The 11,909-nt window shown below is 55.0% G+C and carries 10 protein-coding genes; 5 read left to right on the plus strand and 5 right to left on the minus strand.

Going from position 1 to position 11,909, the window contains the following annotated elements; genetic code table 11:
* Positions 1–27: 27 nt before the first annotated feature.
* Positions 28–984, plus strand: coding sequence for a hypothetical protein (locus K3555_RS04395; RefSeq protein ID WP_260007520.1), 957 nt, complete (start codon positions 28–30; stop codon positions 982–984).
* Between the two features lie 439 nt (positions 985–1,423).
* Here the strand turns inward: K3555_RS04395 and K3555_RS04400 are convergent, their stop codons facing one another.
* The 4 genes from K3555_RS04400 to K3555_RS04415 are packed head-to-tail and all read right to left on the minus strand — an operon-like array spanning position 1,424 to position 6,132.
* Positions 1,424–2,854 carry an ABC transporter ATP-binding protein gene (locus K3555_RS04400; protein WP_260007521.1) on the minus strand — a complete coding sequence of 477 codons (1,431 nt, stop codon included), beginning with the start codon at positions 2,852–2,854 and terminating at the stop codon, positions 1,424–1,426.
* A complete protein-coding gene (locus K3555_RS04405) occupies positions 2,847–3,662 on the minus strand; it encodes an ABC transporter permease (RefSeq protein ID WP_260007522.1) in 816 nt (271 codons plus the stop codon). The genes K3555_RS04400 and K3555_RS04405 overlap by 8 nt, the downstream gene beginning before the upstream one ends.
* A complete protein-coding gene (locus K3555_RS04410) occupies positions 3,659–4,600 on the minus strand; it encodes an ABC transporter permease (RefSeq protein ID WP_260007524.1) in 942 nt (313 codons plus the stop codon). Before K3555_RS04410 ends, K3555_RS04405 begins: the two co-directional genes overlap by 4 nt.
* 8 nt (positions 4,601–4,608) lie before the next feature.
* Positions 4,609–6,132 carry an ABC transporter substrate-binding protein gene (locus K3555_RS04415; protein ID WP_260007525.1) on the minus strand — a complete coding sequence of 508 codons (1,524 nt, stop codon included), beginning with the start codon at positions 6,130–6,132 and terminating at the stop codon, positions 4,609–4,611.
* A 531-nt stretch (positions 6,133–6,663) separates the two neighbouring features.
* Here K3555_RS04415 and K3555_RS04420 point away from each other — a divergent pair.
* Positions 6,664–7,689 (plus strand): low specificity L-threonine aldolase, encoded by a 1,026-nt coding sequence (locus K3555_RS04420; RefSeq protein ID WP_260007526.1) that lies wholly within the window; start codon positions 6,664–6,666, stop codon positions 7,687–7,689.
* A 225-nt stretch (positions 7,690–7,914) separates the two neighbouring features.
* On the opposite strand, the gene K3555_RS04425 is transcribed toward K3555_RS04420, so the two are convergent.
* Positions 7,915–8,094, minus strand: a complete 180-nt coding sequence (locus K3555_RS04425; RefSeq protein WP_260008579.1) for a hypothetical protein — start codon at positions 8,092–8,094, stop codon at positions 7,915–7,917.
* Positions 8,095–8,515: 421 nt separating this feature from the next.
* On the opposite strand from K3555_RS04425, the gene K3555_RS04430 reads away from it, so the two are divergent.
* The 3 genes from K3555_RS04430 (at position 8,516) to proC (ending at position 11,567) form a co-directional block, all read left to right on the plus strand.
* Positions 8,516–9,601 (plus strand): low specificity L-threonine aldolase, encoded by a 1,086-nt coding sequence (locus K3555_RS04430; RefSeq protein ID WP_260007528.1) that lies wholly within the window; start codon positions 8,516–8,518, stop codon positions 9,599–9,601.
* 57 nt (positions 9,602–9,658) lie between these two features.
* Positions 9,659–10,678, plus strand: coding sequence for a low specificity L-threonine aldolase (locus K3555_RS04435; RefSeq protein ID WP_260007529.1), 1,020 nt, complete (start codon positions 9,659–9,661; stop codon positions 10,676–10,678).
* Positions 10,679–10,760: 82 nt separating this feature from the next.
* Entirely contained in the window at positions 10,761–11,567 is an 807-nt protein-coding gene (proC, locus tag K3555_RS04440; protein WP_260007531.1) for a pyrroline-5-carboxylate reductase, read from the plus strand.
* Positions 11,568–11,909 lie beyond the last annotated feature (342 nt).

An 11,909-nucleotide genomic window follows, 5' to 3' on the forward strand; every position in this document is an offset into this window, starting at 1 on the left:
TGCCAGCCGCTGCGGAAATCAAAGCAAATGAATCTGCGTGAACTGCGGTATCTTTCCAAGTCGGACGTTCAGTCTCTGGGGCTTTCATACTCCGAGATTGCTGATGCGATCGCCAAAATTCTGCGCAGGAAACAGAACAATGCAGCATGGAACAATCCGAATTCAACCATCAGCCCATATGAAGGGACGCGGTCGATTTCGTTCCATGCGGCTGCGTTAGATCCCGCATTTTCGGTTCACAAAACCTTGGGCCTGTCCCGTGACAACAGCGCACGTAACCTTCCGCATCTCGGGGGGCTGATAAACGTCCATGACGTGCATACCGGGCATCCGGTTGCCATTTTGGAATGTGAAGAAATTACCGGGCTTCGCACGGCGTCGCTCTCCCTGCTGGCCTCGCGGTATCTTACACCCCGCCGCAAAGCCCAGACCATTGGCTTTGTCGGGGCTGGGCGGCAGGCTTCATTCCATCTGGAGGCTTTTCTGTCTGAATTCGACCTTAGAAAGGCAATCCTGTTTGGCCGCGAAGGCGGCAGTTGCTGCCGCCTGGCCGATGAGTGCCGCTCGAAAGGCTTGACGGCATTGGTGACGCCGGACTGGCAAGAGGTGTTGCGAAGCGCTGATATTGTCGTGACCTCCGTTCCGGACGGACCCGGTTTTAAGCCATTTTTGGACGCGTCGATCCTGTCCGAGGCATCGTTTGTGGCTGCCGTTGATGCCGGTCGGTCGTGGACTCCCAGCGGTCTTGGCTCTTTTGATGAGCTAGTGGTCGATGATGTCCCGTTACACAATATGAAACCCTACGTGACCGGGGTGAAGCCAGACGGAGATCTGACCAGATTGGTCTGCGGCACACCGGGTTCAAGAGGATCACAAAGATCCGGGTTTTTCTTTACTGGAATTGCAATAGCCGACCTAGCAGCGGTTGAATTGGCACTGCAAAAAGCTGAGGTCATGAAGGTGGGCACGGTTCTGCAGCGGTGATGAAAGTCCACTGTGCCCGAAGGCTTGAAAACTCAGGTGCCGTCACATTTGCCCGGGCATCTTGCGCTGCTGAACGGATGATCTAACTCCACTTTTGTGGAGCTATTCGCAACCGTCCGGTCTGAAAGCGGTATGATCCCGGTTCCGTCAAATACGAAAGTCTGGATTGCCGTCGGCATCACGGACAACCGTCGCGCCCTCAACCATCGTCTGGGCAACCATCTGACGCTTGAAATCGCGAGGATAGTTCTCCTGGCCTCTCTTCCTGCCCATAGAATAGTGTCCACTATTTTTTCGGACGTAACCGAGGCTGGGTACAATCTGGGCTACCGTTTAAGCGCGATTGATCGCCAGTTTGCGGGCGCTTCACTATAATGCCCCGCAAAGTCGGCCGACACACGTATAGGACTGCGGCCCAGCAGTGCCGCGCAGCCATCTGTCAGAACGTGCTTACTTTCTGCTCCAGCAGCCCCGATTTTGTAAACTCAAAGAACCGGTCCGCCCGCTTTTGCAGAACCGTTTTGTCGTGTGAGATAAGCAGCACAGCAGCTAATGTCTGGGCCGCATAATCGGCAATAATATCAATAGCCAGGCGCTGAATTGACATATCCAGGCGTGATGACGGCTCATCGCAGACCAGGAACCTCGGCTGCGCCAGCAGAACCCGGACAATCAGCAACCGCTGCAATTCTCCACCGCTGAGCTGGTCAGGGCGCCGCAGCAGCACGGACGGATCCAGGTTCAGCTTGGCCATCAGCGCCGATTTGGAATAAAATCCCGTCCCCGAGGCCGGTGTCAGCTTGTCAAATACATCTCCCAGGATAATGTTCGGCGGAAATGCATTTACCGGATTCTGAAACAGTTTCTGAAACTTGGTGCGCTCAGCACGGATCAATTTTCGGTCCGCCGTTTCACCAAACCAACGGACCGAACCAGAGGATGGCTTGAGCAGCCCTAGGCATATATCCGCCAAAGTGGACTTACCTACTCCGCTCGGCCCCAACAGCCCAACAACCTCCCCCTCACGGATATCAAGCGTTGCGCCGTTGACGACCGGGGCGCCCTTGGCAAACTCAAAGGTCACATCCTGAATACTTAGAACCGGAGCTGCATTGTTTTCCGTTCTGATACATTTCTTGGGCCACATCCGCGGTTCACTTTTGATCATGGCCTGCGCAGCCTGGCTACCCGACCCGTTCAAAATCTGCGCAGCATTCCCCTGCTCGGCAATTTTACCCCGCTCAAAAATAACCAGATCGTCTGCCAGATCGCGCGCTACATTCAAATCATGCGTAATAATCACCAGCCCACGGCCGGTTTGCTTAAGCAGCTTAAACAGCTCGATGGTGCGCAGCTTGCTGGTTTGATCCAGACCTTTGGTAGGTTCATCCGCAATGACAAAACTGGCGCGTGCGGCCAGCGCCATCGCAATCATGACACGTTGTTGCATCCCCCCGGACAGCTGCCCGGGAAATTTCAAACCGTCCGCTGGTTTCAGGCCAACCTGTGCAATCAGATCCTCTGTTGAGGCCCAGGGACATCGCGGGTCACGCCGCCAGCTCAGGATTTGCGCCAACTGCTTTCTCACGGGCATCGTGGGATCAAGCGCCGTCGCAGGCTCCTGAGGTAACACAAAAACATGATCGCGCCACAGCGGCTCAGCCGCAGGCTGGTGATCCAGCAGAATGTCACCGCTCACCTTCAGGTCTGGCACCGGTAGCCCGGACAAAGCGGCTGCAAACAGGGATTTACCAGACCCGGATCGACCTATGACACAGCATGTCCGCCCCTGTGTAAACTGCATTTGCGGCACATCCAGAGACAGCTGACCAGCTGACAGCGTCATATTGCGGACTTCAAGACTATGCATCGGAGCTTCTTGGTTTGGGCGCAGGCGTGGATTGCGACACGATCAACAGCGCCAGCACAACCCAGACAATTGCCGCCACTGGCGCCGCTAGCTGGACCGGTGAAATCTGCCAGTAGATCCGCAGATCATTAATCATCATGCCCCATTCGGCCTGTGGTGGGGCAATACCAACCCCCAGGAAACCGATGGTGGCAATCGACAACACGATCTGGCCAACAGAAACAGCCCCAAGCGACAGCAAATATGACGTCATGACCGGCAGAACCTGAAAGCGAAAGATCCGCCAGCCGCTCGCTCCGGCGAGCCGCGATGCCAGCACATGGTCACTGTTCATCAGCTGATTGCCAACAGCATATGACAGACGGAAATACTCGGGCCATTTAACCAACCACAGTAAGAAGATGATCACAGCTGCGCCCCCGCCCAGAACATCCGCCAGCAGAATGATGACCAGTAAGCCAGGTAAAGCATAAACCGCATCCGAAAAGAGCGTCAAAGCAGCGGCGATGGCGCCGCCGAACCACATTGCCACCCCCGCAAGCGCACAGCCCGTCACCAGGCTAAGCGCAATCACCGCAACGGCGATACCCGCTGAATAGCGCGCGCCATGCAACACGCGCGCCAGTACATCACGGCCAAGCTGGTCGGTGCCCAGCGGGTATTCCGCAGCAGGCGGAGACAACGCCGCCAGAAGGTTTTGCGCATTGGGGTCTGCCGTATAAAGTACCGGCCCCAGGCTAGCCGTCAGAATGAATAGAAGCGATAGAAAGACACCCAACCGCCAAGCGCCGCAAGCCCGCACCATCATTGGGCCACCCTTTGCCGGTAGATCCGCCAGGTCAGGATCTCAGCCAGTGCTGTGCTAAAAAGATAAAACACGATCAGAGAGAGAACCAGCCCCTGCATCAGAGGCACATCCAGCGCCTTGACCGCATTGATCAATGCCCATCCTAATCCGTGATAGTTAAACACCATCTCAATCACGATCACGTCGTAAATCAGGAACATAAACACGACCGGCAGGTAATTCAGCATAGGGCGTATCGTATTCTTCAGACCATGGCGCCAGAACAGCTGGCGTTCGGGAACCCCCCGCATCAACGCATGCTGCATATAGGGCTGTTGACGTACGTCTATCACCGCAGCCCGCACCACCCGGCTGAGTGGGCCGGAAACTGAGAGCGCGATAGTAAGTATCAACACCCAAAGCCGTGACCAGCCGGATGTTCCGCTGAGCGTCGCCAATCCCAATTCAACCACGAAAATCTGTACTATGACAATCGCAACCAGAAACGCCGGGATTGTCGAAACCCCAGCACTGATTGCCGACAGCACCACATCCAGCTTGCTCCCCGGATTTCGGGCACAAAAGAAACCAATGGGCACAGCCAGCCCCACACCCGCAATGAACCCCCAGAACACCGTCCGCAGGGAATTCACCCCGTGGTGCACAATGTCATGCATAACATCCCGGCCGCTGACCAGGGATGTGCCAAAATCCAGCATCAAGGTACTGACCAGCCATTCCCCGTATTGAACGATCACCGGCCGGTCCAGACCGTAGGATGCGCTGACCACATCGGCCAGAGCCTGATCAGGTTCAGCGCCGGCAAATCTGGCCGCTGCGATTTGCAGGGCCAGATTTTCCGGAAGAAGATGCACGGCCCAGAACGAACACGATGCAACAAGCAGCGTGATTGCCAAGACAAGCAGAGCCTTCTTTGCCAAGAGCGGGGCAAGGGTCATTCAGGTCCTCATTTCGCCCAAATCAGGCGGTTCAGGCCAAAGTCACGCTCATAGACATCAAACTCGAAGTTTGAGATCGTATCAGAGACAGCATAGACGTCGTCGTACCATGTGACCGTGACCATTGGCTGTTCGTCGTGGATCATTTCAACCATATCCTGCCGCAGGGTTTTCAGCTCGGAGGGGGCGATGGTTTTCTGGTAGGTTTCAACCAGGCCATCAAACTTGTCGTTGTTCCAGTTCATGGAGCCCCAGAAGCCACCGCTTTGGTAGAAATTCTCGGCCAGCGCGCCAATCGGATCGGGCACATAAACAAAGCTGTCCGATACGATACCTGCCTCCAGCGTTCCATCAGTGTGACCTTCGGAGATGATGGTCCAGTCGCCCTGTTTGATCGACATATCAATGCCGACCTCTTTCAGCATGCCCTGAATAGCCACACCGATAACCGGCAGCTCAGGGCGCGAGTCATAGGTGCGCAGTTCAATCTCAAACCGCTCACCATCACGGGTCAGAATGCCGTCTTCGCCCTTCTCAAATCCTGCATCGGCCAACAGCGCTGCAGCTTTGGCAGGATCATAGGCAAAAGGTGCCAGGGACTTGTCGTGCCAGGCTGGCAGGCTGGCCGGAAACAGCTGTGATGCTGCAGTGTCCGGATTGCCGACAATAGATGTGGCGATCCCCTTGCGATCAATCGCATAACTAATGGCCTGACGCACGGCCACCTCATCCAGAGGTTTATGAGCCCCGTTCAGTTTGAGTGCGCGAACACGGGGGATGGCTTGGATGTCCACATTCACATTGTTTGCACCTGCCAGCATCCGCTTTGCGGTGACAGGCAGGCTGAACGCAAATTCGACTTCTCCGGCCTGCACCATCGCCTGACGTGCCTGTGCGTCGGGAACAAACAGGTATTCGACCTTGGAAATTGCAGGCCGAACATCCCAATAGCTGGTATTGGCCGCCAGTTTCAGCGTCGCCGGATCCGAGGCATCCGTTATCATATAAGGGCCGGTTCCCGCCAGGCTGCTCGCTCGCTCATCGGTCAGATTTGCGGCAGAAATGATGGCCGTATTCCAATCCGCCAAGATCGCCGGCAAGATCGAATATGGACGCTCCAGCGTAATGACCACCTCATCCTGTTCAAAGGTGATCTCTTTTACGGGGGCAGTTCGAAGCGAGCTTTCTTCCTTGAAGGCTTTCAGGTTGGCTGCGACGGTTTCTGCCGTCAGCGGACTGCCATCATGAAAGGAAACCCCCGACCGAATCTTGAAACGCCATTGGTCCAAAGTCTCGTTTACGACCCAACTTTCGGCCAGCAATCCGACGATCTCGCCTTCTTTTGTCGGTTTGGTTAGCGTCTCAACCACACCAGACCGCGATAGCGCTGTTCCAGAAGAGGGCTTCAAGGCACCAATTTTCCATGGCGAGGCAATCCGGATCGTATCATCTGCTGGATTAGCTGCCACTGGAGCGACCGCGGTCAATAAAACCGCACAGCTTGCAGTCGCAGCAAAAATAACATGTTTCATGGTGAAAATTCCTTACTGCCACGCCGGCCACTTGGAGTATTTTGAAGTGGCTAGCGACGAGTTCCCTTGAGGGTAGTGCCCGCAAGGTGCATGAGTTCATCAAGCGCTTTTGCCACCTGTTTTTCGATATGCTGGCAGGACCAAGAGTGATCGAGGCTGGCATGCGGGCATTACCTGACAGTTTCAGTAATGTAAATACATGGGACGCGTAACGTTCTGCATCTGCTGCTCTCTATACCTTCATTGCCACTTGCATCGAAATGGGCAGCACGATCTCCGCATGCTGCGACGCTCAGGGTCTGCCAGCGTTCCCATCGAGCTCTGCTTAACCGATGTAAAGACCTGTGGCGGGATCAACCAGCAAGCCGAGGCTATATCACCAGCGCATGGAAGCCTGCTTCAACTACATTGGAAGGGACAGATTTCATGTATTAGATGTTCATCAACTCCAAAAACTCAGAGCGGTGGTCAACCAGTAACTCTGAACAGTGGAGGACGCCTTACGAACGCACAACCCATACAGGGTTAGACATGACGAATTTCTATACTGAAGCTTACGCAGAGCCGACGAAGGAAATGCGGGAAGCAGGAACTTATGCGCCGGTTGGGAACTCCCTAATCGGCGAAGACCCCAGCACCAAAGCCCTTCTTGAACGTGCTGCTGATTTTTTGGGCAAGGAAGCAGCTCTGTTCATGTCTTCGGGCACGATGTGCAATGAGGTGGCCGTGCGGGCACACACCAGGCCCGGTCAGGAAGTCATCTGCGAAAAATCCTGCCATATCATTAACTTTGAATGCGGTGGACCTGCCGCAATAAGCGGTGCCATGATCCACTCGATTGAAGGGGACCGGGGTATGTTCACCGCCGATCAGCTGTCCGAGGCTATCCGCAGTGGCAACCCCTATTTACCCCAGACCGGCCTGGTTACAGTGGAACAAACCGCCAATATGGCAGGTGGCGCAATCTGGCCGCTCGAACAGCTGCGCGAAGTAGCCAACACAGCCAAACAGGCCAACATTCCAACACACATGGATGGTGCTCGACTGATTAACGCGGTCGTTGCCTCCGGCCATCCAGCTTCGGAAATGACCAAGGGCTATGACAGCGTCTATATGGATTTCTGCAAGGCGCTCAATTGCCCAGTTGGTGCCGTATTGGCCGGCTCTAAAGAGTTCATTCAGGAAGCGTGGCGTATTCGCCAGATGATCGGTGGGGGAATCCGCCGCACCGGTATGCTGGCAGCCATGGCGAACTATGCCTTGGATCACCATGTTGATAGAATCAACGAAGATCACCAACTGGCCCAATACATCGGGGAACGAGTGGGGAACATTAAAGGTGTAGCCTCTGTTGAGCCTGTTGAAACGAACATCGTGATCATCGACTTCGATCCCGCAGGGCCTGCTGCGCCTGAAATCGTTGCAAAACTGAAAGAGAACAATGTTCTGGTTGGTGCCTTCGGCAAATACCGGATCCGTGTTGTCACATTCATGGGCCGAACCCTGAAGGACGGCGAAATCCTGTGTTCAGAATTGGATAAAGTCCTGAACGGATAAGCCGCCAGTCGCCACCGTCCTATTCATACCGGGTGGTCGCGACCTAGGGCAGAAGCATACTCGCGTAGATCAGAGCCGATCCTTCGGAACCTGTCTCTTTGCATATCTTCCCCCCAAACACTACGGCAAGACTCTCCTGTGAGCTACTCCCCCGATCGTTGGACAGTTTCCGCGTAAATTAAGCTACTCTCTGCCCCTGCTGACCGAGCTGGGTTACGTCTTTTCTCAGCCAATTGACCACGGCTGGCGGTCTGCCGCCAAGGGCGGAATGTGGGTGCTTTCGATTGCAGAATTCCACCCATTTTCCAACGCCTGCCCTTGTACGCCAAACTGGCTTGCCAGCTCAGCGACCGTTCGCTTGCCCTTCAAAGCCTTAAGCGCAACCTTGGCCTTGAATTCAGGCAAATGGTTCTTCCGTTTCGACGTCTCTGATCTCCTCTTCGTCGAAGATCAGCAAACAGCAAATCGTAGCTTACGTCAGTGTCCAGATTTCAGGGAGCAGCTCGCAACCGAACCGACCGATGCCGCCATAGGGCAGGTATATTGTGCCTGGCTGTTCGCTTCGCTAAGCGACGCGGTTAACCCATACCAAAACTGCATGGTAGATCAATTACACGGCATTGGTATGAATTGTTCTGTCCATGTAAACTCTACTCAACATGCTGTAATTGAATAATAAAAGAAAACACCAATGTTGTGTATCGCCGTAGTGGAAGCCGTCAGAAGTGACCGCCTCCAGTCCGTGCGCAAATGCGGAAAGTGACTGCCGCCACGACGTTTTCCGAAGCCGTTCTTCTACAGCCAATATTGGATAGGAGCTAAATGGATGGCAGGAGAAGCTACGGGTCGCCAATGGGCACCATTGCCGACAAGTGCAGATGATGTCGTTGCCGACTTTTACAGTGACATGAAGTCGATCCCGACCAAAGGGATGCTGGACGCATTGCTCAATGCTCGTGTTGGCGACGTTCAGAAGGGTGAGGACCCGACAACAACGAAACTGTGTCAGCGCGTGGCTGAAATGCTGGGCAAAGAGGCGGCGATTTTGCTGCCTACGGGGACAATGTGCAATGAGATTTCCATTCGCATTCATTGTGCTTCAGGCTCTGAGCTGATTGCTGAAAGATCCTCTCATATCATCAATTTTGAGGCGGGTGGCCCTGCGGCTCTCAGCGGCGTGATGATGCATTCGATCGATGGCGAATTTGGGCGTTTCACTGCTGAGCAAGTGCGTGCCGCCTATCGGCCGATTTCGCGTTATGCGCCGGAAACCTCGTTGGTAGCAGTCGAACAAACAACAAATCTCGGCGGTGGCGGAATCTGGGGCCTGGAAGAGCTCGGAGAGATTGCGGAAACCTCAAAATCGCTGGGATTGGCGACACATATGGATGGTGCGCGGTTGTTGAACGCCTGTGTGGAAACCGGGGTCTCCGCCAAGCAATATGCGACTGGCTATGACTCTGTCTGGATCGACCTTACCAAGGGGTTGGGCGGTTTTGCCGGTGCGGTTCTGGCCGGGACGGACGACTTTATCAACCACGCCTGGCGCTATGCGCAGCAATGGGGCGGCGGGTTGCGCCAATCAGGTTACATCGCTGCGACCGGGCTTTATGCGCTGGATAACAATCTTGAACAACTGGCCCGTGACAATGCACTGGCCAAAACCATTGGTGCGCAGATCGCGACCTTGCCGCATATCTCAGAGGTTTTGCCGGTTGAGACCAACATCGTGATCTTCAATCTGGATGAAAGCGGACCGGATGCGGCAACGGTCGTGTCCAAGTTGCGGGATCAGGGCGTCCGCCTTGGTGTCTTTGGCGAACGGACGGTTCGGATCGTTACTCATATCGGCGTAGGGCCTGAGGGCGGAGACCTGTTGATCAAACGCCTGCGCGCCCTCCTGGAAGAATAGTTTTAACATTGGCAGCGGTGTGTCCGCCTCTGCAACCGATCATGAAAGATACATGACATGCGCGACTTTTTCTCAGACACCAAGACGATTCCGACACGAGCCATGCGAGAGGCCATCCTTGACGCTCCCGTAGGCGACGAACAAAAAGACGAAGACCCGACAACCCGTGCCCTTTGCGAACGTGTTGCCGCGCTCTTGGGTAAAGAAGCCGCTATTTTGCTGCCGACTGGTACCTTGTGCAATGAGATTGCGGTCAATGTGCATACCAACCCGGGCGACGAGGTGATCTGCGAGGAAAGCTGCCATTTGATTAACTTCGAAACTGGCGGCCCGGCGGCGATCAGCGGCGTGATGATCCGCACCATTGCTGGAGAAAACGGTATCTTTGAACCTGCTCAGCTGCGGGCGGCAATCAGGCCTGCATCCCGCTATGCGCCGAAGTCGGCGTTGCTGTGTGTTGAACAGACCGCCAATATGGGCGGCGGCACGATCTGGCCGCTGGAAAAGCTCAATGCGGTCGCTGAGATCGCGCATAGCGCCGGATTGGCCACGCATATGGACGGCGCACGGCTCCTGAACGCAAGCGCCGCAACCGGAATTTCTCCCGCAGACTATGCCGCTGGATTCGATACGGTGTGGATCGATTTTTCCAAGGCTCTTGGCACCCCGATGGGGGGCGTTCTTGCAGGTTCGGCTGAGTTCATCCAAGAGGCATGGCGCGCCAAGCAGCAGATGGGCGGGGCCATGCGGCAATCAGGTATTCTTGCGGCGATGTGTCTTTATGGGCTGGATCACCACGTTGACCGGCTTTCTGAGGATCACCGCCTGGCCAAATATCTGGCCGATCAGATCCGCGCGCTGCCGCAGGTCGCGCATATGCAACCTGTCGAGACCAATATCATCATTTTTGATCTTGATGACAGCGCGCCACTGGCCGCCGATATCGTCGCGGATATGAAGGCCGACGGCGTTCTGATTGGGGCATTCGGTCCCCGCAGAATTAGGATCGTCACTCATCTGGATGTTGATATGCAGGCTGGCGAAGACTTGTTGGTGGCCTTGAAAAAGCAGCTGTAAAGCGCGCCTTTCACGGTCGAAGGTACCTCCCCTGAGGCAATGGCAAGCAGATCTGTCGAGCAGGTCAATTTAGGAGAAAAAAATGAACCCGACCACACTGTTCATAGGCGCAGGAAACATGGGGAGCGCGATCATCAAAGGATATCTGTCTGCTGGTGGCAAGGCGGGAGACATATCCATCGTTGATCCGTTTGTTCAAGACAGCACGAAACAGGTACTGGCAGGTGCTCATTTCTATTCTGACTTTGAGAGCCTGGATCCAGCGCTGCGCTTTGATATGGTTGTGCTTGCGACCAAGCCGCAAGTGTTCCTCTCGGTAAGCCAGGACATCGAAAGAGTGATCGCAGCGAACGGGACGATTGTTTCGATCATGGCCGGGATCGGCAGCGAGACGATTTCAACGGCTGTTGGAGGAAATCTTTCAGTTGTGCGCTGCATGCCCAATATGGCGGCATCCAAGGGATATTCGGCGAATGTCGCCTTTACCAAGGACGAGGCGAAGAAGCAGGGTTTCGAACGCTTGTTTGGCGGGTCCGGGACCGTGCGTTGGGTCGGCAATGAGGATCAGATCCATTTCACAACTGCTGTTTCAGGAAGCGGCCCGGCCTATTTCTTCGCTTTTGTCGAAGCACTGGCCGCTTCGGGAGCAAATGCTGGGCTTGATTCCCGGTTGGCGATGGACCTGGCAATTGATACGCTTATCGGGGCAAGTGAATTGCTGAAGTCCGATCGCGACCCGGAAACACTTCGCAAAAACGTTACGTCCAAAGGTGGCACAACTGCTGCTGCGCTAGAGGCGTTCGCGCACAATAACAATCTCCAGGCAGTTGTTGATGACGCAACCTCGGCTGCAATTTTGCGATCAAGAGAACTTGGAAATCCGGCTTGATCCTGCTTCAAAATAGAGCAGTAGGCTCAATCAGGGGGTGAGAGAACAATAGCAGTTGTTATTGGTCCGAAGCTGCGTTCCGAAAGCTCTCATGGTGGTGGCCATTGCAAGTCGTGGCCGCGCGCCAAATCAGATGCGGGGCTTCCATAACCAACGTAAGCGCCGATCCGCCCTACATTGTAGAGCCTTCCCCATGCTGCGGGATCATTCCCATCTCATGGTGGGGAGTGCATTGATTTTCGGGTCATTTCCGTCAGGTTGAAGCGGCTTTGATGATGTGACCAGCCCCTGATGGCGCCAATGTGTCAATGTGGTGCTTTATGTGCCGTAAATTCTTAGCCC

This window comes from Leisingera sp. M527, assembly GCF_025141525.1.
GTDB lineage: Bacteria > Pseudomonadota > Alphaproteobacteria > Rhodobacterales > Rhodobacteraceae > Leisingera.